26 protein-coding genes are annotated in these 26,240 nt (G+C 53.4%); 7 read left to right on the top strand and 19 right to left on the bottom strand.

Annotation, left to right across the window (positions count from 1 at the left end; genetic code table 11):
* Positions 1–13 precede the first annotated feature (13 nt).
* The 5 genes from FD19_RS00390 to FD19_RS00370 all read right to left on the bottom strand — a co-directional run bounded on the left by FD19_RS00390 (position 14) and on the right by FD19_RS00370 (position 5,571).
* Positions 14–811: a DUF4422 domain-containing protein gene (locus FD19_RS00390; RefSeq protein WP_054749187.1), complete on the bottom strand. Its 798-nt coding sequence runs from the start codon at positions 809–811 to the stop codon at positions 14–16.
* A gap of 27 nt (positions 812–838) precedes the next feature.
* Positions 839–2,107: a hypothetical protein gene (locus FD19_RS00385; RefSeq protein WP_056968860.1), complete on the bottom strand. Its 1,269-nt coding sequence runs from the start codon at positions 2,105–2,107 to the stop codon at positions 839–841.
* Between the two features lie 67 nt (positions 2,108–2,174).
* Positions 2,175–2,810 (bottom strand): YveK family protein, encoded by a 636-nt coding sequence (locus tag FD19_RS00380; protein WP_056968859.1) that lies wholly within the window; start codon positions 2,808–2,810, stop codon positions 2,175–2,177.
* A 31-nt stretch (positions 2,811–2,841) separates the two neighbouring features.
* A complete protein-coding gene (locus FD19_RS00375) occupies positions 2,842–4,419 on the bottom strand; it encodes a peptide chain release factor 3 (RefSeq protein WP_056968858.1) in 1,578 nt (525 codons plus the stop codon).
* 3 nt (positions 4,420–4,422) lie between these two features.
* The gene (locus FD19_RS00370; protein ID WP_056968857.1) at positions 4,423–5,571 is read right to left on the bottom strand and encodes an AI-2E family transporter; all 1,149 of its coding nucleotides are present in this window, start codon (positions 5,569–5,571) and stop codon (positions 4,423–4,425) included.
* Positions 5,572–5,917: 346 nt separating this feature from the next.
* Between FD19_RS00370 and FD19_RS00365 the strand changes: the two genes are divergently transcribed.
* Positions 5,918–6,811 (top strand): LCP family protein, encoded by an 894-nt coding sequence (locus FD19_RS00365; RefSeq protein ID WP_056968856.1) that lies wholly within the window; start codon positions 5,918–5,920, stop codon positions 6,809–6,811.
* Between the two features lie 271 nt (positions 6,812–7,082).
* Here the strand turns inward: FD19_RS00365 and FD19_RS00360 are convergent, their stop codons facing one another.
* A complete protein-coding gene (locus tag FD19_RS00360; RefSeq protein WP_056968855.1) occupies positions 7,083–8,201 on the bottom strand; it encodes a hypothetical protein in 1,119 nt (372 codons plus the stop codon).
* A 296-nt stretch (positions 8,202–8,497) separates the two neighbouring features.
* Positions 8,498–9,265, bottom strand: coding sequence for a tyrosine-protein phosphatase (locus tag FD19_RS00355; protein WP_056968854.1), 768 nt, complete (start codon positions 9,263–9,265; stop codon positions 8,498–8,500).
* Between the two features lie 109 nt (positions 9,266–9,374).
* Between FD19_RS00355 and FD19_RS00350 the strand changes: the two genes are divergently transcribed.
* Positions 9,375–9,812: a GNAT family N-acetyltransferase gene (locus tag FD19_RS00350; protein ID WP_054749180.1), complete on the top strand. Its 438-nt coding sequence runs from the start codon at positions 9,375–9,377 to the stop codon at positions 9,810–9,812.
* A 123-nt stretch (positions 9,813–9,935) separates the two neighbouring features.
* Here FD19_RS00350 and rfbB read toward each other — a convergent pair whose 3' ends face one another.
* The 4 genes from rfbB to recX form a co-directional block, all read right to left on the bottom strand.
* The gene (gene rfbB, locus FD19_RS00345; protein WP_056968853.1) at positions 9,936–10,949 is read right to left on the bottom strand and encodes a dTDP-glucose 4,6-dehydratase; all 1,014 of its coding nucleotides are present in this window, start codon (positions 10,947–10,949) and stop codon (positions 9,936–9,938) included.
* Positions 10,950–11,077: 128 nt separating this feature from the next.
* Positions 11,078–11,596, bottom strand: coding sequence for a GyrI-like domain-containing protein (locus FD19_RS00340; RefSeq protein ID WP_054749179.1), 519 nt, complete (start codon positions 11,594–11,596; stop codon positions 11,078–11,080).
* A 91-nt stretch (positions 11,597–11,687) separates the two neighbouring features.
* A complete protein-coding gene (gene ntdP, locus FD19_RS00335; RefSeq protein ID WP_054749178.1) occupies positions 11,688–12,224 on the bottom strand; it encodes a nucleoside tri-diphosphate phosphatase in 537 nt (178 codons plus the stop codon).
* Positions 12,225–12,336: 112 nt separating this feature from the next.
* Positions 12,337–13,140 (bottom strand): recombination regulator RecX, encoded by an 804-nt coding sequence (gene recX, locus FD19_RS00330; protein WP_056968852.1) that lies wholly within the window; start codon positions 13,138–13,140, stop codon positions 12,337–12,339.
* Between the two features lie 78 nt (positions 13,141–13,218).
* Here recX and FD19_RS00325 point away from each other — a divergent pair, with 78 nt between their 5' ends.
* Both FD19_RS00325 and FD19_RS00320 read left to right on the top strand, forming a co-directional pair.
* Positions 13,219–14,091 (top strand): helix-turn-helix domain-containing protein, encoded by an 873-nt coding sequence (locus FD19_RS00325; RefSeq protein ID WP_056968851.1) that lies wholly within the window; start codon positions 13,219–13,221, stop codon positions 14,089–14,091.
* A complete protein-coding gene (locus tag FD19_RS00320; RefSeq protein WP_054749173.1) occupies positions 13,992–14,765 on the top strand; it encodes a hypothetical protein in 774 nt (257 codons plus the stop codon). Before FD19_RS00325 ends, FD19_RS00320 begins: the two co-directional genes overlap by 100 nt.
* A 59-nt stretch (positions 14,766–14,824) precedes the next feature.
* Here the strand turns inward: FD19_RS00320 and FD19_RS00315 are convergent, their stop codons facing one another.
* Positions 14,825–15,202, bottom strand: a complete 378-nt coding sequence (locus tag FD19_RS00315) for a hypothetical protein (RefSeq protein WP_054749172.1) — start codon at positions 15,200–15,202, stop codon at positions 14,825–14,827.
* Between the two features lie 149 nt (positions 15,203–15,351).
* Between FD19_RS00315 and rlmD the strand changes: the two genes are divergently transcribed.
* On the top strand, positions 15,352–16,734 hold the full coding sequence (gene rlmD, locus FD19_RS00310; protein WP_054749171.1) for a 23S rRNA (uracil(1939)-C(5))-methyltransferase RlmD: 1,383 nt from the start codon (positions 15,352–15,354) through the stop codon (positions 16,732–16,734).
* 58 nt (positions 16,735–16,792) lie between these two features.
* Positions 16,793–17,266, top strand: a complete 474-nt coding sequence (locus tag FD19_RS00305; protein WP_054749170.1) for a nucleoside 2-deoxyribosyltransferase — start codon at positions 16,793–16,795, stop codon at positions 17,264–17,266.
* An 86-nt stretch (positions 17,267–17,352) separates the two neighbouring features.
* Here FD19_RS00305 and FD19_RS00300 read toward each other — a convergent pair whose 3' ends face one another.
* From FD19_RS00300 to FD19_RS00285, 4 genes are all read right to left on the bottom strand, one after another.
* Positions 17,353–18,573 (bottom strand): MFS transporter, encoded by a 1,221-nt coding sequence (locus FD19_RS00300; RefSeq protein WP_056968849.1) that lies wholly within the window; start codon positions 18,571–18,573, stop codon positions 17,353–17,355.
* 154 nt (positions 18,574–18,727) lie between these two features.
* A complete protein-coding gene (locus FD19_RS00295; protein WP_056968848.1) occupies positions 18,728–19,897 on the bottom strand; it encodes a hydroxymethylglutaryl-CoA synthase in 1,170 nt (389 codons plus the stop codon).
* A 38-nt stretch (positions 19,898–19,935) separates the two neighbouring features.
* The gene (locus FD19_RS00290; RefSeq protein WP_056968847.1) at positions 19,936–21,186 is read right to left on the bottom strand and encodes a hypothetical protein; all 1,251 of its coding nucleotides are present in this window, start codon (positions 21,184–21,186) and stop codon (positions 19,936–19,938) included.
* Positions 21,186–22,370 (bottom strand): thiolase family protein, encoded by a 1,185-nt coding sequence (locus FD19_RS00285; RefSeq protein ID WP_056968846.1) that lies wholly within the window; start codon positions 22,368–22,370, stop codon positions 21,186–21,188. The genes FD19_RS00290 and FD19_RS00285 overlap by 1 nt, the downstream gene beginning before the upstream one ends.
* 128 nt (positions 22,371–22,498) lie before the next feature.
* Here FD19_RS00285 and FD19_RS00280 point away from each other — a divergent pair, with 128 nt between their 5' ends.
* Positions 22,499–22,798, top strand: coding sequence for a hypothetical protein (locus FD19_RS00280; protein WP_056968845.1), 300 nt, complete (start codon positions 22,499–22,501; stop codon positions 22,796–22,798).
* Here the strand turns inward: FD19_RS00280 and FD19_RS00275 are convergent.
* The 3 genes from FD19_RS00275 to FD19_RS00265 form a co-directional block, all read right to left on the bottom strand.
* Positions 22,795–23,370: a restriction endonuclease gene (locus tag FD19_RS00275; protein ID WP_056968844.1), complete on the bottom strand. Its 576-nt coding sequence runs from the start codon at positions 23,368–23,370 to the stop codon at positions 22,795–22,797. The two genes, FD19_RS00280 and FD19_RS00275, sit on opposite strands and share 4 nt — an antisense overlap.
* Before the next feature lie 322 nt (positions 23,371–23,692).
* Positions 23,693–24,607, bottom strand: coding sequence for a UTP--glucose-1-phosphate uridylyltransferase GalU (gene galU, locus FD19_RS00270; RefSeq protein ID WP_054749168.1), 915 nt, complete (start codon positions 24,605–24,607; stop codon positions 23,693–23,695).
* A 275-nt stretch (positions 24,608–24,882) separates the two neighbouring features.
* Positions 24,883–25,989 (bottom strand): phosphomevalonate kinase, encoded by a 1,107-nt coding sequence (locus FD19_RS00265; RefSeq protein WP_054749167.1) that lies wholly within the window; start codon positions 25,987–25,989, stop codon positions 24,883–24,885.
* Between the last annotated feature and the right edge of the window lie 251 nt (positions 25,990–26,240).

Here is a 26,240-nt window from a genome sequence, read left to right as displayed (position 1 = left end):
AACTACCCTTAACTCACTCAATATGAGCATCCTTTTTACTGCCGCCTAACAATTTACGCATCCCAAAATACCAGATTTTCTTGGCCCAGTGCTGATTTTCCATAAACATGACTGGTACCTCAGTAAACAGCGGCTGCTGCACATCCAACCAAACATCTAACAGAAGTTCACTAATATACCCAAACACGCGAGCTTCTTGCACACTATATTGGGCAATATCGATATGATTGCGTAAATCGAAAAGAATACCAAACAACCAAGTTGAATAGGCATCAAAATAATCGGTCCGCATAACAAACATGTTAAACATATGGGCACTTTTACGCTGCATAACTTTGTCAAAACTGGTTAAATAATCAGGTAAGTTGCGCTGAATGATACCACGAGTTACATCAAGCGGTTCAATATCGTGCGAATGTTGGTAGTGCGAGTAAAGTGTTTCCACATAATAATGCCGCTTAGTCGGCAGTACTACCGGGTATTTAGCCAACAGCTGATGCCACTGCTGAGCAGTCATCACTTGAGAAAATTTACCTACACTGAACGGATTAAGTGGCTTGTTAATAGTAAAATACCGGCGATAATGAACTAACCCCTTGTAATCTGCCGCACAATTTTTCCACAACCAGTACGTAGCTGTTAATTCGCTGAAGTTAGGGTTAAGTGCTGAGATGTTGTCGCCATCATCGTCGCGTTGATATCCGGATAAAGTTGGTTTATCTAAAGCCCCAACCTGGATGGGATGATAAACGCTATCTGAGGGCATTTGGTACTGCTTATGTGCCGCAACCCCAATAAACAAACTGTCCATGTTTCTATTGGCCTCCGAGTGTGTTAACTAACAAATTGCCTGCAATAAACCGTTAGGCTGAAGCTGATCTAAATCGTCGTATTCTGGGCGCTCATGGAAGGCCGTATCAAACCCATAGTTAAGGTTAGCAAACGCTAAAAACAAAATGCAGTCATACCCCGGGTTAAACAAAAACTGAGCTACAAAAGCGTGCAATAGTACCAAGCCTAAGCCAATCTGTAACGCGAGATAATGCTTTCTGCCGGTCCTGAAAATTATTACATAAACTATGATTGATGTAATAATTGCCATCACTATTCCATACATAATGACTAACTGCGCCATGGAACTATCAATCATAAAATACCCATATATCGTCCGATCCATGTTTTTACCGGCGACTCCGCCATAACCAGACATTGAAACGTACTGTCCAAACCAATTAATGGTATACCGTGTTAATGCCTCAGCCACTAGTGATATCCTACTCGACAACAAATGATTAATTTTGTCTGCAAACTGTGAACCATTTTGCCAGGCAATAGACAAATAAAACGTGCCTATTAAAAGAATTGGATACCCGATACTTAAAGCCACTGTCGCTAAATTAGAAACATTTTTCCGAAGCCATTTGGAATGAAAAGTAAAAGCATTAAGCATAAACAACACAACTGACAGTGCAATAACAATGCTATCTAGCCGGGCATTACATACGTAGTAGGCAAACACCGCCATGCACATAATTGCAAGACCATCACGCACACGGTAGTGATCATTTTTATAAACGCCAAAGAGAATGGCCAAAAATGTCAGGTGAGCCGCAAAGTCCGTTGGGTAAATAAAGCCCAGGGATTGGCGTACCAGGCCCTCACGACGATAGCGCAAGTTATCAATATCGCCCATCGCACAGATCATAACTGTAATTAAAACAAGTAAGATCGTTTCCAAAAGCGCTGTACCCACAATTTTGCGTCCACGCACACCATAAGCGCAAAATACTAAGGCGAGAAAGTAGAACATATTATAACTAGAAAAATACCGGATCACATAAGCAAAGTAAAATGCCATCGCCATCATGGCTAATATTGGCAGTGAAACCCGTTTAGTGAAAAAAACCGAGATTAAAACTATGCCCAACCCGGCAACACGGCCCCACTTGATAATCCAGCCAATCAACGGTGTCCACTGTAATATCAACGTGGACTTAAGAAAAAAAGCCAAAAAGATCAAGGCAAAGCCTACCAAGTAAACCGTTTCACGTGCCGTCAGTGGGGCATTTTCCAAGCTAGTACGCCTTAAATAGTTACCTATTTGCATCGACAATTAACCTCACTAATACAAGCAAACCAACCAATTGCATTGGTTGGCCTTCAGTGCCTCAATGTTAACGAACTCGTTCTCGTACAAATTCCCAGGCAAAACCTACAAACGCACCAAAAACAACTCCCGTAACAACCATTACGCTCGTGTGCTTCGAAACTGGCTTAGATTTCGTAACTGCCTTAGCCGCGATGGTCAAATCATTATTGTGCATTAGGTGCCGTACCCGCGCAATAAAGGCTTGTGCAACTGCGTTGGCATAGTCCCGCGACTGCTTTGAAGACTTAGTGTTTGCACTGATGTAAATCATCTGGGAATTAGTCAGACTGCTAACCGAAATTTTTTTACCTAGCTTTTCATAGTTCAACTTTTTCCTTGAATATTTCTTAGCAAAATCATGATTGTGATTGCTTGTTAGATTCCTTACCGCTGCTTTAGCCACTGGGTTACTTCTAGCTATTTCCTTGTAGGTAGTAATCACTTGAATATCGGCCTGCTGCTCGCGAAAGCGACCAGTGCCACTCTTCTTGCCATTGTTATTGTTAACCAAAATTGCTGCTTGCGAAGAATATGTCGAGCTCTTCATAAAGTGTGTGTAGACAAAAGCTAATCCACCAAAAATTATCGCTAACGCCACCATCTTTAATAGGCTCTTTTTGAGGATGATAAACAGTTCTTTGACTTCAATTTCGTTTTTCATGAATCTACATAACCCCGTTTTATTATCTTGGCTACAACTTACTCGTCAACTTCACGTCCGGATACTTATCGTGGAACCAGCGCTCCGCAAAGGCGTTCTCAAACAAAAGCAGCGGGTCGCCGTGTACATCCTTCACCAGCAGGTTCCGTGACGAACTCATCTTCTCGTCCAACTGGTCCGGATCGATCCAACGGGCCGTCCGGTTACCCATCGGTGTCATTTCCACTTCCGAATTGTATTCGTTTTGCATCCGGAACTTGAACACCTCAAACTGCAGCTGGCCGACAGCACCAAGAATGTACTCGTTGGTTGAATACGTCCGGTACAGCTGCACGGCACCTTCTTGCACCAGCTGTTGCATCCCCTTGTGGAAGCTCTTCTGTTTCATCACGTTTTTCGGCGTGACCTTCATGAAGATTTCCGGGGTGAACTGCGGCAGTGGCTCAAATGCCACCCCGTGCTTCCCGGCATAAATGGTGTCACCAATTTGGAAATTACCGGTATCGTACAGCCCCACGATGTCGCCCGCGACCGCCTCAGTGACAGTTTCGCGTTCAGCTGCCATAAACTCGGTTGAGTTATTCAGCCGGATCGTTTTGCCAGTCCGTTGCAAGGTCACGTCCATGCCCTTGGTGAACTCACCGGAGACAATCCGCACAAAGGCGATGCGATCCCGGTGGTTGGGATTCATGTTGGCCTGGATCTTGAAAACGAAGCCGCTGAACTGGTTGTTGGTTGGCTCCACCTCCGTGCCATCCACGGTCTTCTTGGCCGTTGGCGCCGGGGCGTATTGCACAAAGCTGTTCAGGAACGTCTCTACGCCAAAGTTGGTTAGGGCACTGCCGAAGAATACGGGTGTCTGGTCACCGCGTGCAATCTTGTCAACATCAAACTGGTTGCCCGCATCATCCAGTAGCTCAATCTCATCCAGCGTGGACCGGTACGTTGCTTCTTGCGCGATTGGATCATCCGCGGGCAACCGTCCCGCGTCATCTAGCGCCACAAAGCGCTCCGCCGGTGAGGCCGGACGGTAGCGCTCGACGCGGTGATTAACGCGGTCGTATAGGCCTAACAGGGTCTTGCCGGACCCCATCGGCCAGTTCATCGCGTAACCCTCGATGCCCAGCAAATCTTCCAACTCAGCAATGAGGTCCAGCGGTTCCCGGCCATCCCGGTCCAACTTGTTCATAAAGGTAAAAATGGGGATACCCCGATCCTTCACCACTTTGAATAGCTTCTTGGTCTGGGCTTCGATCCCCTTGGCGCTATCGATAACCATGACGGCAGCGTCCACCGCCATCAGGGTACGGTATGTATCTTCGGAGAAATCTTCATGCCCGGGGGTGTCCAAAATATTAATGCGCTTGCCTTGATAGTCAAACTGCATCACGGAACTCGTCACGGAGATCCCCCGCTGCTTTTCAATCGCCATCCAGTCCGACTTAGCAAAGTGGCTCGACTTCCGTCCCTTCACCGTGCCGGCTTCACGAATCACCCCACCAAAAAGGAGGAGTTGCTCCGTAATCGTCGTCTTCCCAGCATCGGGGTGGGAGATAATGGCAAAGGTCCGGCGCTTAGCCACCGCCTGTTCCAGTTCTGATTGTTTCATTACTTATTTATGTTCCTTTTCTTCTTTGCTTACACTCAAACTGTCCGCTTCGGGAGTGCCCTGCACGATGCGTTCCCGCCGGCGCAACTGCAACAGCTGCCACAGGTAAACCACCACGTTCTTGGCCACCGCGTACAATGGGATTGACAGGATGGTGCCCAATAACCCGTAAAGGTGGCTGGCCAGCAACAACACAATGATGATAGTCACGGGATGAATATCCAGCGACCGGCCAATGATGTTGGGATAGATAAAATTACCATCGATCACGTGCACTACGATGACGACCAACACGATAGCCAATATATGGCCCCAACCCATGTTCACGGCCACGAGCAGTGCGGGAATGATGCCAATGTATGGGCCCAAGTACGGTACCATCGTCACCACTCCAGCCACGATGGCCAACAGCAAGGTGTACGGCTGACCAATCAGCCAGTAACCTAAACCCGTCATCACGCCCACAAAGATGCACTCGAGCGCCTGACCAGCAATGTAATGCGACAGCGTACTGTTTAACCGCTTGAAAACTTCCCCCACCTCGTCACTGACCCTGTTAGGGAAAAGCCGCTGCACTGCTGGTACGAACTTATGACCATCCTTCAACATGTAGAAGAAGATGATCGGTACAGTGATGACCGAAAAAATGGTTCCCACGGCTGAACCCAGAAAATCAGGCAGGCCCGCCGTGGTGGCCTTCAAAATGCCGGTGGTGATCTTAGTGGCATTGATGTGACCCATGGCATCGTCTAGGTGCAGGTCCTGATACCAAGTAAAGTGCGACGCCTTAGCCAGTAACTGCTGTAAGTCCTGAACCATCGTTGGTAGTGCCAATACTAAGCGGGCCAACTGCCGCAACATCGCTGGCACCGCCCAAACTACGATCAAGTACAGCAGTCCAGCAAGCACCACCATGAGGATGGTGAGGGCCACGCCGTGTGGAACCTTCATCCGTTCCATCATTTTAACAAACGGATGGAACATGTAGTACAAAAACAGCGCGGAGACCAGCGGAATTAACCAAATGGACAAAAAGGTCGCAACCGGTTGAAAGATAAACGAAACCGAGCTGAGCCCCACCACAATCAGCACAATGATCAATGCCTCAACGGACCAGAACATCAACTTCGACCGCCGTAAACGTTCAAACACGGGCGTTTCCTCCCCTCCAGCTGGCTAACTGCAAAGCAGTTTCCAGAAATACCAAGGTTAATCATACCAGAAAGCGGCGTGAGCACCAATAGGACGCGCTTTACGAACAGATTACGACGACACAACCAAGCGTTCCCCCAGTTTTGCCGCTATAGGCTCAATAAAGCCCCACCTTGCGGCTCTTCCCCACTCACTGGCGACTAAAATGCCCGCGGCGACAACTAATTAAGTTTAAGGAAATTTAGCTTTTTACCCGACCTTGACCAACTTTGGTCACACTAAGGTATAATGTCAATTGATTAACAATGGATACATATTATATTGAGGGTAGAGGTTACTATTTAGTATGAAGAAAATCATTCTCTGGATTTGCGGCATTATTGTTGCCGCCGCGGTGTGTGTAGGTGGTTACGGTTACTACAAAATTCACCATACAACGAGTTCGGTGTACTCATACAACCGGAAGACTAGCGTCACGTCAGACAACAAGACGCGGGCATCCAAATCGGTTGCGTACTTGATGCTAGGCACCGATACCGGGGCACTGGGCCGTTCTTATAAAGGGCGGACCGATACCATTATGGTAATGGTGGTGAACCCGAAGACCGAAAAAACCACGATGGTCTCCATTGCCCGCGACACCAAAATTCAGTTTGAAGGGGCCACCATTAAGTTGAACGCCGCGTATGCCTATGGTAGTTCTGACACCGCCATTGCGGCCGTGGAAAAATTACTAAACATCAAGCTGGACGGTTACCTATTGGTCAATATGGGTGGCCTGAAGAAACTGGTCAACGCGGTTGGTGGTGTGACCGTTACCTCACCAATCAGTTTCTCTGAAGGTGGTTATACGTACACCAAAGGTCAGACCTACAATATGGACGGTGCCCGGGCGCTCGAATTCTCCCGGATGCGGCACGAAGATCCTCGCGGTGACTACGGGCGGCAATTACGCCAGCAACTGATCGTCAAAGCCATTCTGCAGAAGGCCAAGAATAAGCCAACGAGCCTGTTGAATACCAGCTTCCTTGACGCCGTTTCGGACAACGTCCGTACCAACATCTCCCTGTCCTCACTAAAAAACCTGGCCACCAAGTACAAGGGTGCCATTGGTAACATTAGTTCCGACCAGATGCAGGGCAGCAGCGCGATGATCAATGGTCAATCCTTTGAAGTCATGAGTAACAGCGAAATCAACCGCGTTCACAACGAGATTGAAGACGCCTTGAATGCTAAGTAAATATTGCCTCCACGTTGAGGACCCGCCAAATTTGGTGGGCCCTCTTTTTGTACGACCACAAGTCTAGCAAACGGTATGCTTAACTAAATCCGGGCGAAGGTATTGGCCCACCAGTATTCCTCAACCATGGTCTGGCACCTACCTCTGAATACCGGCACCAACCCAACCGTCGGCTTATGCTCTGCCTACAACCGGACCCGGCCGGCATGCGTCCCACGTAGACAAACAAAAGCGCCCGGCACTTTGCCGGACGCTATCATTATCCCTTTGCCTAAATGCCGCCACTCCAGTTACCAGTGTACTGGGTATCGTCGCTGGACGAACTACTGCTGTCGCTAGCACCAGAGGTATTGCCCCCTTCATCGTGGCCACTACCGTTATCACTGCTACCACCGTTGCTACTGGTGGAGCCGCCCTGTTCACTTTCGCTACCGGTAGCACCGCCGCTTGCACCGCCATTACTACCACTGTTACCAGAGCCATAGTAGTAACCATAACCGGAACCGTACCCTGAGTTATAACCCGAACTATAGCCGGAATTGCTGCTACCGCCACTGGTATTGGTATCGGACGAGCTGTTCGCATTGGTATTACCGTTATCATCAGTATCCGCGCTGCTACTTTCAGCATCCGGCGTGCTCGAAGCACTGGCACTACTACTGTCAGCTGCTGCGCTACTGCTCGACGCCGCTTGCGCATCAAGCACAGCCTGTGCTGCGTCGACGTACTTCATATAATGCGTGCGGAAGGCAGACACCTGCACTGCCGCCACGGCTTTTTTGGCTGCCGTGACAGCCGCTGCCGTCACGTTGGTCTTCACGGAGTAGTTTTTCATCTCCGTACCGTTCTTATTGGTCACGTCCCCGACGGTACCGTCATACAGTTTCTGCACGAGTTTGACCGCCGCCACCTCTTGTTTAACTAATTTGACTTGTTCACCGTACTTAGCCACAAAGACGCTGTAGGTGGACACATCATTCCAAGCTGCTAGCAAGTCCGTCTCGTTATAATCGGGGACGATGACCTTGCTAGCACCAAGCGCCTCGTGCAGCCCACTTGTAACCGCGTAAAATTGCTTAGCCTTGCTAATGTTCCGGTCGGCTTTATTCACCAAGCGCACGTCCGTGTTGGTCAGCTTGCCGCCACGCGCCACGGCCTGGTTGTACAACTTACGCGCGGCCTTGATCTGCTGGCCGCTTAACTTTGCTGCCGGTAGATTATGTTGATCGTTGCTAAAGAGTCCATCAACCGCCCGATCCAACCTGAGCACCGTCGCGTCGACCCGTTTAGCTGTCGGCTGTGTTGACCGCGAGTGACCACAGCCACCCAGAACCGTGGCCACCGCCAACGCGGCGATACCCCCCATGATGTATTGCACCCATTTGCGCATGAACCTTTACCCCCGCTCGCACGAACGTCACTAAAACCAACCCGTGATACACTCGCACACTTTATAATTGAATTTTACACCCTGTTATTCCCGAGGTATACCACCTTAACAGAAAATTCCGGCTCAATCAGGGGTTAAAAGAAAACGGTTCCAGGCTTTGTCCTTGTTGCCAATAACGCAACGCGGGCCAGTGGCTACCCTGAAACGGGGTGGCACCACTGGCCCACACTAGTTGCTGCATTGATATTGATGGCTTAGCACCCTTAATCAACGGCAAAACTGCTGGTAGTCACTAACTAGTACGCCGCAAAAAACCGCTTTTTCTTAATTGGCGTTTCCGCCACCCGGTGCACCGGATCACCATTAACGATGGCTTTGGCATTATCATCGAACTGCTTGGCAGCGTCATTACCATAGGTGGCAATTAACTTCTTGAAGGCCGCACTCATCTCGTAATCGCGATTCTTAATGTGGTGCGCGTCCGACGCCAACATGTGCGCTAAGCCGTGATCAATAATGTCCTCAGCAAATCGCTGTACTTTTTTGCCAAAGGTACCTACGTAGGAACTGGCCGTCACCTGCGCGTAGGCCCCCTTTTGGATCAGGGCAAATAATTTGTCGGGGTGCGCCATCATGTCCTCATTCCGTTCAGGGTGAACAAAGACGGGCGTCACGCCGCGCTGCTCCAGCTGAAAGACCACGTCGTCGGTAAAAGCCGGTACCGCGTCGTGCGGGAATTCCAGCAGCATGTAGTGCCCACCCTCATCGGTAGTCATGAGGTCGTGATTATCCCAAGCGGCCAACAAATCGCCGTTAATCCGCACCTCCTGGCAAGGAAAGACCGTCAGCGGGATGCCGTGCTGATCCAACTCCGCCTGAAACTCGTCGGTCAAGCGAATCACGTCAGCCGGATGGTTAGTAAAACGGCCGTTCATGTGGTGGGGTGTCATCAGCGCATGGGTAATGCCGTCACGGACGGCGTCCTGCGCCAGCGACAGCGAAACTGCCATGCTCTCGGAGCCATCATCAATTCCTGGTAGCAAGTGACTATGTACATCGATCATTGTGCAACCTCACATTCTCATTAATCCATTTACATCAAGCATCAACCTTGCTTTTACCGGCATTGGTTGCTAGAGTATCCGTAACACCGTTTTTGCAGGAGGTATCACCATGACTAACATTAAGTATACCGCGGACTTGAACAGTAACATACACCGCGACTCGGTTAAAATTCGTCAGGAAGTTTTCGTGCAGGAACAGCACGTACCGTCCGACCTGGAAGTCGACGCCGATGAGGGCCGGTGCCTCTACATCGTGGCTTATGATGATCAGGACCAGCCCGTTGCAACCCTGCGCCTCTTACCCGCCGACTACGGACTCCACGTGCAGCGGGTGGCTGTGCGCAAAGCCGCGCGGGGCACGGGCCTCGGCCGCGTGATTATGAACGCCGCCCGGGATTACGCGCAGGCCAACGGCATCAAACAACTGCGCCTTGACGCGCAAGTCCACGCGACCGGTTTCTACAGCGCCCTAGGTTACAGTTTCGCCGACCGGCCGGAATTTCTGGACGCCGGAATTCGCCACCGCGAAATGTACCTCGACCTGTAAGCTGCTGGCAAATAACCCCAACCAGTAGTGTGCACACCTACTCATCATGGACCAGCAACCATCCCCATACGGAGTGGTTGCTGGTCCATGTTTGTATATTCGGCACTGCTAGTTGCACGTCACTTAGTGCTGGCCATACGCCGCTTCCACTGCGGCTTTGCCCGCCTGCCACCAGGAGGTATGCGTTCGGTACCAGTCAATTGTCGCTGCTAACCCCTGATCAAAGTTGCGGTGCTGGGGCTGCCATCCGAGGTCGCGTACCAGGGCGGAGTTGTCCAGCGCGTAACGCCGGTCGTGACCCGGCCGGTCCTTCACCGTCACAAAGTCATCCGCCGGCCGCCCCATGGCGCGCAAAATTGCTGCTAACACGGAACGGTTCGAACGTTCACAATGAGCCCCCACGAGGTAAGTTTGGCCCACCTCGCCCCGTTGCAGGATCAGCCATAACGCCGCGACGTGGTCGGCAACGTGGATCCAGTCGCGAACGTTGCGGCCATCACCATACAAGACGGGCCGTCGCCCGGTCAAAATATTCGTGATGGCACGGGGAATAAACTTCTCCACGTGCTGGTACGGCCCGTAATTATTGGAACAATTGGAGATGGTAGCACGAATACCAAAGGAGTGCACCCACGCCCGCACCAGAAGGTCCGCTGCGGCTTTGCTAGCGGAATAGGGGCTCGACGGCTGGTACCGCGATTGCGCCGTAAACACCGCATCGTGTGCAGACTGGTCCGTGTCCGTGCGCAACGGTAAATCGCCGTACACCTCATCGGTCGATACCTGGTGAAAACGTACGTCGTACCGGCGCACTGCTTCCAGAAGGGTGTAAGTGCCCACAATGTTGGTATCAATGAACGGCTGCGGGTCCACCAGTGAGCGGTCATTGTGGCTCTCCGCTGCCAGGTGCATCACGGCATCACTGGCCCGCACGAGGCGGTCAACCAACGCGGCGTCCGCCACATCGCCAACCACTAGGCGTACGCGGTCCGCCGGTAAACCCGCCAGGTTCGCCCGGTTACCGGCATACGTCAGCTTGTCCAGTACGGTGATCTGCACGTCCGGTGCGTGTTGCACCACGTAACGGACAAAGTTACTGCCAATAAAACCGGCGCCACCCGTGACTAATAACCGCATACGACCATCCCCTTTTGCACAAACCGTCAATCAATTTATAAACGCCTCAGCAACACCCCTGAGTGCACAAAAACCGGCGTCCTGCTTGGACCCACCGGTTTTTGTACACTTATCGTCGCTACCACTCATTACTCAATATCGTCAAACCCGCCAAGCTGGTCAGCCCGAGCGTACACCGTGTACTCAACTTGTTTGGCCACACCGTCTTGGTTCAGGTTGTAGCGTTCCATGTAATACGGCGTGTCGGTCTGCCCAATGTGTGCGGGTAGCTGGAATCCAGCCTGTTGCAACGCCGCCAATCCCTGATTGTAGGCAATGCCTAAAGGCAAGTCGGTCATCATGCTTCGTACCTGCTTGTCCACTACGGCACCAGTGGCCGCCGGCAAGTTCAACACTTGAAAACCGTTGGGTACGTTCACCGCCACGGGTAAGATGCTACCAAGCCAATACTGCAACGACCCGTACGGCGAAAAGACAATCACACTGGTACGGTTAGGCACGTCGGCTAGCGGGTCGAGGGCCTTAAAGTGCCCTGCCTCAGTAAATTCATCCCAGGCAGACGCAAAACTACCATTTTCATCGGCAGAGGACTCGGTAAACACCCGTCCTACCAGCCGTTGCGCTGGGATCGTTAAAAATTCTTTCATCAATGTGCCCCCACATACTCTTTACTTCGCACTGCTAGTGTAGCACACCATTGATGCCGGTGCGCACACGTAAGCGTGCGTCCCACCAGCACTAAACGCGATGTGATAGTTGCTGGTACCGCTCGTACCACAAATCGATGTATGCCTGGGAAAAGGGACCCTTACCGTGGTCAATCCAGTCCACCAACGTGTTCACGTTGGCCTTCAAGATCCGGTCGGTGGTCTGCGGATAGTGCCACTGTTTGCTGTGCGCCTCGTACTCGTCCACATCCAGCAGCCGCTTATCACCATCTGGGAACACCTTCACGTCTAGGTCATAATCAATGTACTTCAGGGCTTCCTGGTCGATCGTCATCGGTGACGCCAGGTTGCAGTAATAGCTCACCCCGTTATCGCGAATCATCGCAATCACGTTGAACCAAAAGTGCCGATGGAAAAACAACACGGCGGGTTCGCGCGTTACCCAGCGCCGGCCATCACTCTCCGTCACCAGAGTATGATCATTACACCCAATGATGGCATCATCACTGGTTTTCAGTACCATCGTGTCACGCCACGTCCGGTGTAAACTACCATCATGTTTGTAGCTCTTGATGGCTACGTAGTCACCCTCCTTGGGAATCTGCATTGGGTTAACCTACTTTCTATCTAATTAAGCCACTCTACCCGGGTGGCCTACGTGCAATTACGTCAAGGTAAATTGTACCAAATTTCGCGCGCTGTGGGTAATTAGCCGGGAACTACTCGTCGTCATCCGTCTCCAGGTCATCCAAGACGGCATCAATCGCGTCATACTGGAAGCCCTTGCGTACCAACGCCTGCTTGACCTTCATCCGCCGCTCCCGACCCGCATAACGGTGCTTTTGCCGCCAGGCTTTCCGTGCCGCAACCACCAACAAATCAGTTTCCTGTTCTTCGTCGACCGCCGGTACCGCGGCGGCAACAATTTGGTCAATATCATCGCTGTCAAAGCCTTTTTGCATCAAAGTTGTTTTCAGGCTCCGCACGAGCGCCACGTGGGACTTCCGCGTTCCGTGCCGCACCACCCGCTGGGCTACACGGGTACCCACGGCCAGTCGCTGCTCCGGTGTATAATCAGCCACCACGCGCTCAACCACCGCGGCACTAATGCCCTTTTGGCGTAGCCGGTGGGCTAGTTGACGGGGACCACGGTCACCCATCGTGACGTTATCGTCAGCAAAATACTGGGCATACTTAGCATCATCAATGTAGCCCCGGTCCTGCAGACGCGTCAGCACCGTCGCGATCGCATCTTCCGGGATATCCTCGTCGGCCAGGCGGTCGTGCACCTCGCGCGCAGTGCGGGCCTGATGGTTCAAATACGTAAATGCCACCGCCATAGCCCGGGACAACGCGTTCTCGGACTGCACGTGTGCCATTTGGTCGGCATCCAGCTCCGCGCCTTTGACTAACCGGAACCGCACCAGGGTGTCTTCACTGACACCCAACGCGAAGTGACCATCCACAAAAATGTTATAGTACCCGCGCCGCTTTTGCGGTGTAACCGCCGTAATAACTGCCATTTTTATCCACCAACCTTTTTACTGATAACAATGCCAATGTTACAATAACTGTGAATACTGATACAGGAGGGATGCCCCATGTTTAGAGATTATTTTTTTAATAAACAGAGTGAGCAAAGCTTCCGCCTGTTCAAAATCATTAAGTCTTTTAATGCGGCTAACTTCACCGTCAACAAACTTAGTCGCATCGTTGGCATGGGTTATGCCCAGACGTACAAGGCCTTCCGTTCCGTCCTGAATGACCTCATGACGCTAACCGGGATGCACCCTGCAAGCGACAAGGAACCTGAATTTGCCATTATGGCGGCCGACGTGGACGTTGAACAGTACCAAGCATTCCTCCTGACCAAATCGACGAGTTTTCAGTACTTTAGCACTTTATTCATCCATGATGGGATTGATAGCACGGCATTCTGCGCGCAGCATGGGATCACTATTCGTACCCTGCGCCGACTGATCACGCCATTTCGGAAGTACTTACAGACTTACAACATCGATATCGACCCGGTTGATGGCACCATGGCGGGTGACGAATTGCGGATTCTATTTATGCTCCACGAGTTTTTTAGTCAGGGGTACCGTGGCGGCACGTGGCCGTTCACCAATCCTTCTGCGGATGAGACCATGGCCATGTATACCGCCATCAATTCCGATACCCCTGGTGCTGGTTTACCGGCGCATACCGTGCCCACCCGTCGCGCCCTCATCGACATCGCGGTGGTGGCCTTGCGGATTCGCCAGGGCCACGTGAACCGCATCAATCCGCGGTTGATCAGCATCTTTAGCCGGCGGGAACCCCTGCCCACCATGAACATTACCACACAATTTTCCCGGGGCTGTCGGAAGATGAGGTGCGGCGGGCGCGGCTCACGGTCTACTTTTTCTGGATCAACCTACCGACGCTGTCCACAGACAACCGTGCCATCAACCATGAGTTCTGCCAATACCTAGACAGCTTTCCCAACCCCGTAGCCAGCATGGTCCACCGCCTACGTCAGTGTATTGCAGACCTGCTGAACGCGCGTGACCAGAACATCTTTTTGGCCAACCAGGTAGTCGCGACCAACATGTTCAAAGTCATGCTGAACTACTACGTGCTCGGTCGTACCTTCGTCAAGGCGGCAGACTTCGGTGACACCCAGGAACAGATGCAGCATTACCAGCCGCTGATGACGGCCATTCATCAATGCATCACGACCATCCCAAAAGATGCACCCGAGCACATCTTTACACGGCTGGTGGACGACATCGAGCTGGCGCTGTTTACGACGCTCACCCCCGTGCTACCACTGTTTAAGACCATCGAGCCGCTGAATATTCGGCTGGAGCTGGAGGGTGAATCCTTTCTCAACAAAGACATCGTTGGCTTCCTCAACAGCTTTGCCGTCATCAACGTCTTACCTCAGGATAGCTCGGTGGCACCCGACGTCATCCTCTGCTCAATTGACAACTATGACAAGGTCTACAACCTGCTCCATCTGGGCGCGGGTAAGTTGGACCCGGAACCCACGATTATCCACTGGAGCAACCAGTCTGAGGACACCACACTCCTCAACCTATTGGGCCGCATCAACGAATTAGCCAACGCCAAGGCCGCGCGCTTAGCGCACCGCACTGACGAATGAGAATAAAGAAGCCATCATCGCGCACGTCGCGCCGGTGATGGCATTTTTAATATCTGTAACTAATGCACCGGCCGCGCACGGAAGCCACGAAAGAACACAATGCCTTCATAAGCCACCACCATGACAATCAACCCGGCCAAGGCAACGAAGTAATTATCCAGCCAGTGTAGTATATACGCCAGCATGATCACCGCAAAGATGATGCCAAAGAAAATCATCTGGAACTTCCGGTCTGCCTCAATGACAAACTTAGCGTCCGTTGACTGAAAGTGGATCGGGGTCCGCCGGGTCATCCGACCAACGCGATACTCGACCTTATCCCCTCGCTGTACGTTTAGATCCAGACTATCGTTATCGTGTAGCGTGTGGGCCGTCCCGTTGTGCCAAACGGTGGCAATTACCCGTGGTGCCGACTGGTTTGTGTACGTGATTTTCATGACAATTCCCCTTCTGCGTCCGACGTCCGGGCCCCCGTCCGTCGCGAATCTGCTTTCATTATACCAACCACGGGCCTAAATACCCACCCCCGGACAGATTTTCCGGGCCGAATTTGCTATAATGACGGAGAATATCAACGGAGGAAATTATGGAACAAATACCTGCGGGGACGCGCTTTCCCCTCACGATTAAGCGCCTCGACATCAACGGTGCCGGAATTGGTTACTACAAACGTAAAATCACCTTTGTGCCCGGGGCGCTACCAGGCGAAGTGGTTGTGGCGGAAGTTACCCAGGATCACGACCGTTACATCGACGCCCGGGTTCACCGCATCCGCAAACAGTCTCCCGACCGCATCACGCCGGTTGACCCGCTATACGGTCGCGTGGGTGGTATCGAACTGGGCGCGCTAGCCTACCCCGCACAACTACGGTTTAAGACCGACGTGATTCACCAGGCCCTGGAGCGCTACCGCCCGAGGAGGTACGAACACTACGATGTGCGGCCCACGATTGCTGCGCCACAGCCGCTCCATTACCGTAACAAGGCCCAGTTTCAGGTACGGGTCATCGACGGTCACGTGCGTGCCGGACTGTACGCCCCTGGCAGCCACGACCTGGTGCCCCTGAGCGACTTTGCGACCCAGATGCCCATAGTGTCGGCAACTATCAACCAACTGTGCCAAATTATGGAAGACCTGGGTACGCCAATCTACGATGAAGAGCACAACAGTGGCATCGTTAAAACGCTGGCTGTCCGGGCCTCCGTGGCAACCGGTGAGGTACAGGTCACGTTCATTACTAACTCGCACAAGCTTCCCGGCAAGAACCAGATTCTGGCGCGCATCGCCCAGGATCTACCCGCCGTCGTGAGCGTCAACCAGAACTTCAATCCCGGTCGCACCACGCTGGTGTGGGGACCAGAGACCACCCTTTTAGCGGGTGAGCCCTACATTACCGAGCAGCTCAACGGAATGGACTTCCTCCTGTCGCCACAAGCCTTCTTGCAGTTGAACCCCGCCCAGACCACGCGGCTCTACCAGGAAGCCTTAACGGCCCTCAACTTGGCGCCACACGAAACGTTGGTCGACGCCTACTGTGGGGCTGGTACACTTGGCCTTGGCATGGCCCAAACGGCCGCTAGTGTGCGCGGCATGGATACGATTCCGGCCGCCATTGACGACGCCCGGACCAACGCCGACCGCAACGGTATCACCAACGTCGATTATGAAGTCGGCAAAGCGGAGGACTTATTTCCCAAGTGGTTAGCGGACGGGTTCCGGCCGGACGCCGTCATTGTGGACCCACCGCGTACCGGTTTGGAAGGCAACTTTATTCCGGCGCTTCTAAAGGCACGACCGCGCAAGTTTGTGTACATCAGCTGTAACCCGTCGACGTTGGCACGAGACCTGACCAAGCTCACACGCACTTATGAGGTGGAATACATCCAGTCCATCGATATGTTCCCGCAGACAGCCCGGTGTGAGGCGATTACGGGGTTTAAGTTAAAACAACGCGGAACAACCCGGTAAGAAAGTAGAATTTAAGGGACTTGGGCCGCAAGAACCATCACCATCAAGGAGGATTGCCATGAAGATTTACTTTGCCAATGGTCTGTTTAGCCAGGCTGATTTTGATTTCAACGCGAAGATTGTCGCCCGCCTACGTGCTGACGTCCCGGGCGTGGACGTGTACCTGCCCCAGGAAAACGACAGCATTAACGACAAGGAGGCTTACGCCAACTCCAAGATGATTGCGCACGCTGATACCGACGAGCTAGTCGCCAGCGACCTGATGATTGCCGTCCTTGACGGCATCACCATTGACGCTGGCGTGGCGTCTGAAATTGGTGTGGCCTACGCCAAGGGCATCCCCATCATTGGCCTCTACACGGACAGCCGCCGCCTCGGCGCCACCAACCAGCAAAAGTTGGACGCCCTGCAGGAAGTCGCCGAAAACCAGTTCCACTACATGAACCTCTACACCACGGGTCTCATCAAGCTCAACGGTGAAATTGTCACGTCGGTGGACGCCCTCGTGGAAGCTGTCGCCGCCCGTAATTAGCTGTATAGGATAACGAAAAATCAGTGCCGGCTCGTACAGCCAGGCACTGATTTTTTTATGGTTTCGTTCAACTGATTGCCACCAAATCACCCCGCTGACTTGGCTTTGCGTAAACTCGGTTCCGTAAACCACAGCATGACAAAGTTGATCAGCAACAGCAACGCGGTCGAAATGAAGACGGCGTTATAGCCAAAGTAGCCGGCCACCGCGCCACCCCAGAGCGCACCGAACATGCTCCCGAGGGCCTGGAAGGATTGGTTCCAGGCGAACACATCAGAAAGGGCTTCGTGCGGGGAGTTCTTGGTCAGCAACGTCTGAATCGTTGGAAACAGTGCGGCGTCGGAAATGCCGACCAGAAAACGCAGGATGCCCAGAATCCACAAGCTGGCGAAGAAGCCTTGCGGTAGGTACACCAGCACCGCGAACAGGTACCCCATAATGAGCAACCGGCCGGAACCGTGGCGGTCACCATACTGACCTAACCGCGGCGCCGCCATGATGTTGGAGATCCCGGGCAACGCCGAGATGACGCCGGCGATAATGGTGATGGCTCCGTGCCCGTGCATCAATTGCTTCACGTACAGACTGATAATAGGAAAGATGGACGAGTTGCCTAACTGGACGATCAACGTTGACACTAGCAACACCATGATCAGCCGCGGGTTCTGGAACTGCTTCAAAAAGCCACCCCGACCCGGGTTACCCGCCGCTCTAGTTTTATCTGGATGCACTGATTCACGTACAAGGGTAACGGACAGTACCGCTACCAGCAGCAACAGCCCACCCGTAATAAAGAAGGTCTGGCGACTAGAAAAAATGTGGGCCAGCAAACCACCCAGCACTGGTCCCACCAGGACACCAGAGGTTGAACCCGTCATCAACGTGCCGAGAATGCGACCGCTACTTTCACGCGGCACTTGCGCCGCCACGAGGGCTTGGGCGTTCGGAATGTAACCGGAAAACGCCCCAATCCCCGCCCGGGCGAAAAATAGCAACCAGACACTGTGGACAAAGCCGGTGAGGATGTACACGACGGCCATCCCCCCAGCGGTAAAGAACAGGATGATGCGGTGCCCGCGCCGGCCGGCCAGTTTACCCCACGCTGGGGCCATAAACGCAGTGACCAAAAATGAGACGGCATAAATGATCCCGCTATAAAAATTTAGTTGCTGATGGCTAAATTCACCCAATTGACTAATAAAAAGCGATAAAAATGGTCCCACTTCACTAAAGGCGATGCCAGCTACAAACGTGCAGCCCCACAAAACGAATAGGTTACGCCGCCAAACTGCCTGATGCTCTTCCACGGTGCATCCCTCCCACCAACAATTTTCCACTCCCCAGGATAACGCGACCCTGTATGTATATACCATTCCCATACCAACAAAAAGAGCAGATACGTTTATATTAACGACAATGGGGCGCAACATCAAATTCAAATGTTGCGCCCCATTAACTGAATTATTTGTTTTCTTGGTACTGCCGTTCTTGTGCCTGCACTCCGGTCAGGATGAAGCGCCCGCTGAAGTACCGCGGGTCACTTTGATAATCATCAGCGGCGTACGGCACCTTGTTGTTAAACACCTGCTCGTACTCGGCGACCGATAACCGCTGGCGGTCATCCAGGTACTGACGGTGGGTATTAGCCTGTAGGAACCGCTCAAAGCCTTCCTGCAACACGCCACTGAAGAATTCACCCACGGCGCCAGAGCCATACGAGAACATCCCCAACCGGTCGCCCGCCTGTACGTCCGCGTCATTTTCCAGCAAGCTCAATAAGCCTAAGTACAGGGAGCCAGTGTAGATATTGCCGATACGCCGGCTGTAAATGGTCGACTGCTGGTAAGCAGCCAACAGTGCCTGCTGTTTCGCTGCACTGACCTCGGGTAGCGCCGTCCGCAATGCCTTGAGTCCCATCTTGGTGTACGGTAGGTGGAAGTTGACGGCCTTAAAGTCGTCAAGTGTGGCCCCAGTCTGCTCACGGTACCGTGCCCAAACATCCGCAAAGAACTGGATATACTGTTCGGTTGAATACTTGCCTTTGGCCAACGCCAAGTCGGTGTACACTGGCCGCCAGAAGTCCATGATGTCACGACTCATCACCACGGAGTCATCGTTGATGGTCATGATGGCCGGGTCCGTGCTGATCAGCATGGCCACAGCGCCCGCACCCTGGGTCACTTCACCACCACTATTGAGCCCGTAGCGCGCAATGTCAGCAGCAATGACCAAAGCGGTCCTATCAGGGTGTGCCGCCACGTAGTCACGTGCCATCATCAATCCAGCCGTGCCCCCGTAGCACGCCTGCTTAATTTCGTAGGTCCGCAGCCAAGCTGGCAGACCCAAGAGCCGCTGAATAATCACGGCTCCAGACTTGCTGGCATCAATACCGGTCTCAGTCCCCAACACCACCAAACCGATTTTGCTGATATCGACATCGTCAATGAACTCGCTCGCCGCATTAGCACCCATCGTCACCACATCTTCACTGCTAGGCGCCACGGCCTGTTCGCTTTGACCAATCCCGATGATGAACTTGTTCGGGTCCACCCCGCGGGCTTCCGCCAGTTCCTTGAGGTCAACGTAGTAGTGCGGGCTGTACAAGCCCAAACGGTCAATTCCAATCTTCATGGTATGCACTCCTCTTCTTTGCTTCTTACTACCCTACTTTAGTGCCGCTCCTGTCGCATCAGCGCCAACAAGTGTTGGGCCCGCGCCAGCGTCTTGTCACCCGCCTGTAATTGCTGCGTCAAGCGCGCTACCTCGTCCCCGGTGGCGCCCGCCGCTACGGCCAGGGCACCAGCCTGCAAGTGCATGTGGCCAGCCTGAATACCCGGACCCACCAGTGCACGAACGGCAGCGAGATTTTGTACCAACCCTAAAGCAGCAAGCAATGCCTGGGCGTCGGCGACCGTCTTGATTCCCGCCAAGCGCTGAGCCAAACCGGCCCGGTGTAACGCGCCGACGGCACCGCCAACCACGCCTAACTGTAACGGCACCGCGATTTTGCCGTGCAGCGTATCATCTGCAACCCGCCACTGCGTCAACGGCAGGTAGCGGCCTGAACGTGCGGCGTAGGCGTGCGCACCGGCTTCAACCGCGCGATAATCGTTACCCAGCGCAATGGTCGCCGCCGCAATACCGTTCATAACACCCTTATTATTGGTGGTCGCCCGGTCGATATCGATCATGGCAAAGTCGCTGGTGCGGGCAATCAGCCGCGCGACCGTAGCGCCGTCAGCGTGCCGCGTCGCCACCGCGTTGACCGGAATGGCCACCGTGGCAATCACAGCATCATCGCTGTAGTTGCTCAAAATACTGATCAGCGGGGGCTGGTGTAACCAACTGCCGAGTAACCTACCGACCCGCTCTGCAATCGTATTAACAATGTTAGCGCCCATGGCTTGCTGAGGATCGACTACCAACGTTACCTTGACGAACTGTTGGCGCTGCTGTACGTGCACAGCCTGCAAGCCACCACCCCGCCGGACAATGGACGGATGGGCCGCAGCCGCTGCAGCCTTGATATCTGCGACCTGCGCCTCAATGAGCCGCACCGCCGCTTCAGGCTCGGCCAGATCCGCAAAGACCACCTCAGCCGCCACGCGGTGCGGTGGTACCTGCACCGTCACACCACCACCAGCCCGGGCCATGCGGGCCCCGTTGTTCGCGGCCGCCACAACGCTCGGCTCCTCGCCGACGAGGGCAACGTCGTGCGTCAACCCGTTGACGCGTAGCCCGCGCACTAACCCCATGGGCAGAGGAAACTGCCCAATCTGGTTTTCAGTCAGGTGTTCAGCCGTTGCCTGGGGTAACGGCGCATCCGCCAATAATAAGTGTGCGTCTGCGGTACTCAATAGTCCCGCGTCAACCAATGCCTGGACCCGTTCTGCACGGGTCAACTGATAGAACTTCCGCATTAGTCAACCTCACGGTGCAGGCGCAAGCCCAGGCCGAGGCCGCCGCCAATACAGAGCGCCGCAATACCCGTAGTCTTAGTAGCCTGCTGCAACGCGTAAATAAGGGTTGTGACGATGCGGGCTCCTGAGTCGCCCAGCGGGTGGCCGAGCGCCACCGCGCCACCATTCACGTTGACCCGATCAGCATCCACGCCCAAATCGCGCACCACAGCCACGCTCTGGGCCGCAAAGGCTTCGTTAATTTCGTAGCGGTCAATGTCGTTCACCGCCACACCTGCACGCTGCACCAGCTGTTCCACCACGTACTTTGGCGCGTAACCCATTAGTTGTGGGTCCACACCGACTTCGGCAAAGTCATCAATAATCGCCTGATAAGCAACACCTAGGCGTTGCGCCGTCGCTTTGCTCATCAACAACATGGCCGAGGCCCCGTCATTCAAGCCACTAGCATTACCCGCTGTTACGGTACCGCCCTGCTTGAATGCTGGACGCAGGTGGGCTAACTTCGCTAGACTGGTGTCAGGCCGTGGTGCCTGGTCCTGGGCCACCACCACGTCACCCTGCTTCTGGTGCACGGTCACGGGAATAATCTCAGCATCAAAGCGACCCGCGGCTTGTGCGGCCACCGCCTTTTGATGTGATTTGAGGGCGAACTCGTCCTGTTGCTCACGACTGACGTGGTACTGAGCGGCGACGTTCTCCGCGGTGATGCCCATATGCTGACCGGAAAAGGCGTCCAACAGGCCGTCTTTGAGTAACCCGTCCGTCAGTTGGCCATCACCCAACACATGACCCCAGCGCATTTGCGGCAGGTAAAACGGGACGTTACTCATGCTTTCGGTGCCACCAACTAATACAACGTCCGCCTCGCCCATCTGGATCGCCGCAAAGCCGAGATGAATTGCCTGCAGACCCGACCCACACACTTCGTTAACGGTCATGGCAGTACTCCGCTCGGGCAGCCCGCTGTTTAATGCAATCTGGCGAGCCACGTTTTGACCACCATTGGCCTGGTACACGTTACCGAAAATGGCCCGCTGGACCTGTTCCGGTTGCACGCCGGCCCGTTGCATCGCTGCCTGGGCCGCAATCACGCCTAACTCAACGGCGCTCTTGCTGGCCAGGGCCCCACCAATTTTACCAATGGGCGTACGCACCGCGCCCGCAATTACAACTTCTGTCATTGTCTCCCACCATTCACTCTTATTCGTTTTTACTTATAATATTGACGTGCATACCATTTTAGCAAACAATGAACCCTACAGGCTGCACCTTAGCAAAGCCTTAAGGTTCTACTCAGGAGGAAACCACCATGCGAGTCATCGACTTATTAGCCCTCATGGCCGACGTCGACAAAAATAGCCCCGTTTGGTTACGCACTGACGATCAGCCCCTGCGCGTGACCGGCGTCGCCCCAATTGACCCCGACCAACCGGACCGCATCGTCTTAACGACCGCGCCTGCACCTGCTCACGCACTCAAACGCTGGGAACTCATTATGTTAACCCACGACCCCGCAATGCGGCGCCGGATGGTGTACGCACAACAAGGGGACCAGACCGTACCAGTATTCGGCTTTGCCTTTGCCGACCACGCCATCGTCTTACACTAGCTGGGCAGGCGTTTCATCATTTTACGTAAACCTTCACGATCAATTAGGGTCACACCGAGCTGGGTCGCCAAGTCGTTGGCCGCGTCAGAGAACGTGCTGTTCGTTAGGACCACTGCCTGGTCCAACTGGTAGTACTCCTTGCCGCTCCAAACCTCCTGTACGGCGTGATTACCAACAAAGCCGTTGTACCGTTTGCACTGCACCCCAAACTTGATGCCCTTCTTGGTAGCAATGACGTCCACCCCCTGGTCACCACTGCTCTTGGTTTGCTGAATGCGACTGTAGCCGTTACGCTTCAATAGGTACGCACAAAAATTTTCGAATTCCAGGCCGTCCATGGCGTCAACCCGCGCCATGGTGATGTCCCGGAAGCGAAAATGGTGCCAGAAGATCCAGACCCCAACGCTGACCGTAAATAAACAGATCACCACAAACGCGACCGGGTCGCAAAATCCGTGCCAGGCTTTCGGCACCACGTCCCGAGCCCACAGGCTATACACCAGCGCCACAACCATGAGCACCCATAACAATTGGACTAAACGGCGGTAGAGCCGTTTGAAAAATCCTACCATCGTCCTTACCTCGTTTCCTGTATAAGGTTAGCAGAATGCGGGCCGCACGACCATGGACACACGTGAATTTAACGGTTTCACTAACCAAATCGGGGCCGCTGAGCACAGTTGCTGAGCCCTAACCGCAGGATGCCACCTTTCTTCGTCGCGCTGTACGCAACAAAAGTATCGCTGTCACCAATTGCTCTTACGCAGCCAAGCACAGCCTGCACTGCTGATATCCGTTACCCACCAATTTCTGAACGCCTGGGCATACAAAAAGCCGCACCGCCTTTCACCCAAAAGAGTGCAGGACGTTGCGGCTTTTAACTTATCATCAAACTTACTTCTTAGTACCCTTGTTGCCCTGGTCTTCAGCTACCAGCCGCTTGCCCAGCGCTTCCAGGTAAGGACGCAGTTTGTCCTTCACTTCGGGGTGGGTCAAACCGTACTCAATGGTCGTCTGGACGAAACCAAACTTGTTACCCACATCGTACCGGTCACCGGTAAATTCGTGGGCAAAGACCCGCTGTGTCTCGTTCAGCTTGTCGATGGCATCAGTCAGCTGAATTTCGCCACCCTTACCAGGCTTGAGGTTGTCCAGGATGCCAAAAATTTCTGGTGTCAGTAGGTAACGACCAATAATGGCCAAGTCACTCGGTGCATCCTCAACGGCCGGCTTCTCCACGAACCGGCTGACATTGAACAGCCCCGGCTTGACTTCATCACTCGGGTCGATCACACCATAGGCAGAAACCTCTTCGTGCGGCACCCGCTTAACGGCCAGAATGGAACTGTGGGTGGTTTCGTACTCGTTGATCAACTGCTTGGTCAACGGCACCTTGTCGTCCATCAGGTCATCACCGAGCATAACGACAAAGGGTTCATCCGCAACAAAGGACTTGGCCAAACGCACAGCGTCACCCAAGCCGTTCGGGTAAGGCTGACGGACAAAGAACAAGTTAACCCCAATGTCCGTGGTGGACTTCACCATCTCCAGCAGACGATCCTTGTGCTTAGCAGCCAAGTTCTGTTCCAGTTCTGGAGCGGAGTCGAAGTGGTCTTCAATGGACCGCTTCTGCTTGCCTTCAACAATCAGAATATCCTCAATACCAGAAGCCTTAGCCTCTTCGACGATAAACTGAATGGTTGGCTTGTCCACAATGGGCAGCATTTCCTTGGCTAATGCCTTGGTTGCCGGCAGAAACCGTGTGCCCAGACCCGCTGCCGGAATAATTGCTTTACGAACTTTTTGCATGTCTACTCTCCTTATGTACGCCATGATGAAAACGATTTGATAATTTAATCATACTCGATTGACCCAGATGAAAACAAGGTCCTTCAACAAATCATCACCACCACGACCTAGGTTTCATGGCTTTCATCCCACATGTAGGCCCCGCCATACAGCCAGCAACGCATAGATGGTGCGCCATCACGTCCATCGCCCCTCGCCTTGATTGACGTAGGAATTTATGGTGGATTCAGAAAAAAAGTCGCGCTCCTGATGAGCACGACTAACCAAATATCACCTTAACGCACACTGTGTTGCGCAACTTGGTGCGGATCTGATTCGTGGACCGACAACGGCAAGGGTTCAATGCCCACAGCCGTCCAGGCCGCTAACAGCGGCTTTACGTCCGCAGCGCGGTCAATTAACGCAATTCCGCAATCACCACCACCAGCACCGGAGGACTTTGCTGCCCCCCCGTACTGCTCAGCAATTTTGCGCAGCTGTAGTAACGCCGGCGTCTCAATTTCGACCCCAGAGAACTGGGTCAGGTAGTTCAACGCATCCTGATTATCACGGATACCCTGCTGAATTGCTTCCAAATCACCAGCACGAAAACCCGCAATAATCCGTTCCAGAATGGCATCACTTTGATGCAAGAAATTTTGGTAATCCGTTTCCTTATTGGTCGTGGTCTGCGAGTCCGCGATGCGGTCAACCAGGTGGGCCGTCGAGGCGGGCGAACCCGTCCAGCCAATCAACAGCTCCATGTTCGCTGGCGCCGTCAACAACTCAATATCCAGCTGCGGCCAATCCCGATTCAACAACTCCGTGATTGTGTGCTGCCTACGCGCGGCAGCCAGCCACTGCTTATCGAAAGAACGGTACGCAACCCAGCCACCATACACGGAGGCAGCGATGTCGCCTAGTGACCCGTTACCCTGCACATCCAGGTGCGCAATGGCTGAGAGCTTGTATAACTGATCTGCCGTCATATGCAAGCCGTAAAACTCGTTCAACGCCTTCACGGTTGCCACGGTCACGGCCGCAGAGCTACCCAAACCATACTTTTTGCCGTCCTCAGAATCAAGGTCCGAATCAACTTTCAGGTCGTACAGCGCCAACGGGTGCCCCATCTCGCGGGCGTATTTTTCCGTCAACCGAATGGCCGACAGGATGTAATGGAACGGGTTATCACGGTCATCGAAGACGATTTCGTCGCCAACCCGCTGCCAATAAATTGAATTTTCTTGGTACTGTTTCGATACGATACTCCCGTAACCCGTAGTCGCGCTAACTGACACGGTTACAAACTGGTTAATGGCTACGACGATGGCCGGATGACCCGTTTCCACCACTGCGTATTCCCCCGCAATGTACAGCTTACCCGGCGCCTTTGCTTCAATCACTACCAGTTACCCCCACAAATATCAGATATGTACTCACGGTCGCCAGTATAGACCACTCGTGGCACTTTGGAATTCACACTGCCTTGATTTATCAATTCCTTAAAGACAGACATACTGCACTATTCTAACATGGAGTACTTTTTTTGCAACGCGCACACTTCCGGCGGCCTCGACATTTATAGTGGCGTAAGGAGCTGGCCAGCGCTTACAAAAAAATCACGGGATTAGCAACCACCCCGAAATGGCAGTGG

The sequence above is a fragment of the Lacticaseibacillus thailandensis DSM 22698 = JCM 13996 genome, from assembly GCF_001436135.1.
GTDB lineage: Bacteria > Bacillota > Bacilli > Lactobacillales > Lactobacillaceae > Lacticaseibacillus > Lacticaseibacillus thailandensis.
The sequence above is the reverse complement of the archived record's forward strand: the minus strand, read 5'-3'. Positions and strand labels throughout refer to the sequence as shown.

Bases quoted from the DNA above. Each gene is read 5' to 3' on its own strand.
- FD19_RS00390 (WP_054749187.1), bottom strand. From the start codon at position 811: ATGGACAGTTTGTTTATTGGGGTTGCGGCACATAAGCAGTACCAAATG.
- FD19_RS00385 (WP_056968860.1), bottom strand. From the start codon at position 2,107: ATGCAAATAGGTAACTATTTAAGGCGTACTAGCTTGGAAAATGCCCCA.
- FD19_RS00380 (WP_056968859.1), bottom strand. From the start codon at position 2,810: ATGAAAAACGAAATTGAAGTCAAAGAACTGTTTATCATCCTCAAAAAG.
- FD19_RS00375 (WP_056968858.1), bottom strand. From the start codon at position 4,419: ATGAAACAATCAGAACTGGAACAGGCGGTGGCTAAGCGCCGGACCTTT.
- FD19_RS00365 (WP_056968856.1), top strand. From the start codon at position 5,918: ATGAAGAAAATCATTCTCTGGATTTGCGGCATTATTGTTGCCGCCGCG.
- FD19_RS00360 (WP_056968855.1), bottom strand. From the start codon at position 8,201: ATGCGCAAATGGGTGCAATACATCATGGGGGGTATCGCCGCGTTGGCG.
- FD19_RS00355 (WP_056968854.1), bottom strand. From the start codon at position 9,265: ATGATCGATGTACATAGTCACTTGCTACCAGGAATTGATGATGGCTCC.
- FD19_RS00350 (WP_054749180.1), top strand. From the start codon at position 9,375: ATGACTAACATTAAGTATACCGCGGACTTGAACAGTAACATACACCGC.
- rfbB (WP_056968853.1), bottom strand. From the start codon at position 10,949: ATGCGGTTATTAGTCACGGGTGGCGCCGGTTTTATTGGCAGTAACTTT.
- FD19_RS00340 (WP_054749179.1), bottom strand. From the start codon at position 11,596: ATGAAAGAATTTTTAACGATCCCAGCGCAACGGCTGGTAGGACGGGTG.
- ntdP (WP_054749178.1), bottom strand. From the start codon at position 12,224: ATGCAGATTCCCAAGGAGGGTGACTACGTAGCCATCAAGAGCTACAAA.
- recX (WP_056968852.1), bottom strand. From the start codon at position 13,140: ATGGCAGTTATTACGGCGGTTACACCGCAAAAGCGGCGCGGGTACTAT.
- FD19_RS00325 (WP_056968851.1), top strand. From the start codon at position 13,219: ATGTTTAGAGATTATTTTTTTAATAAACAGAGTGAGCAAAGCTTCCGC.
- FD19_RS00315 (WP_054749172.1), bottom strand. From the start codon at position 15,202: ATGAAAATCACGTACACAAACCAGTCGGCACCACGGGTAATTGCCACC.
- rlmD (WP_054749171.1), top strand. From the start codon at position 15,352: ATGGAACAAATACCTGCGGGGACGCGCTTTCCCCTCACGATTAAGCGC.
- FD19_RS00305 (WP_054749170.1), top strand. From the start codon at position 16,793: ATGAAGATTTACTTTGCCAATGGTCTGTTTAGCCAGGCTGATTTTGAT.
- FD19_RS00295 (WP_056968848.1), bottom strand. From the start codon at position 19,897: ATGAAGATTGGAATTGACCGTTTGGGCTTGTACAGCCCGCACTACTAC.
- FD19_RS00290 (WP_056968847.1), bottom strand. From the start codon at position 21,186: ATGCGGAAGTTCTATCAGTTGACCCGTGCAGAACGGGTCCAGGCATTG.
- FD19_RS00285 (WP_056968846.1), bottom strand. From the start codon at position 22,370: ATGACAGAAGTTGTAATTGCGGGCGCGGTGCGTACGCCCATTGGTAAA.
- FD19_RS00280 (WP_056968845.1), top strand. From the start codon at position 22,499: ATGCGAGTCATCGACTTATTAGCCCTCATGGCCGACGTCGACAAAAAT.
- FD19_RS00275 (WP_056968844.1), bottom strand. From the start codon at position 23,370: ATGGTAGGATTTTTCAAACGGCTCTACCGCCGTTTAGTCCAATTGTTA.
- galU (WP_054749168.1), bottom strand. From the start codon at position 24,607: ATGCAAAAAGTTCGTAAAGCAATTATTCCGGCAGCGGGTCTGGGCACA.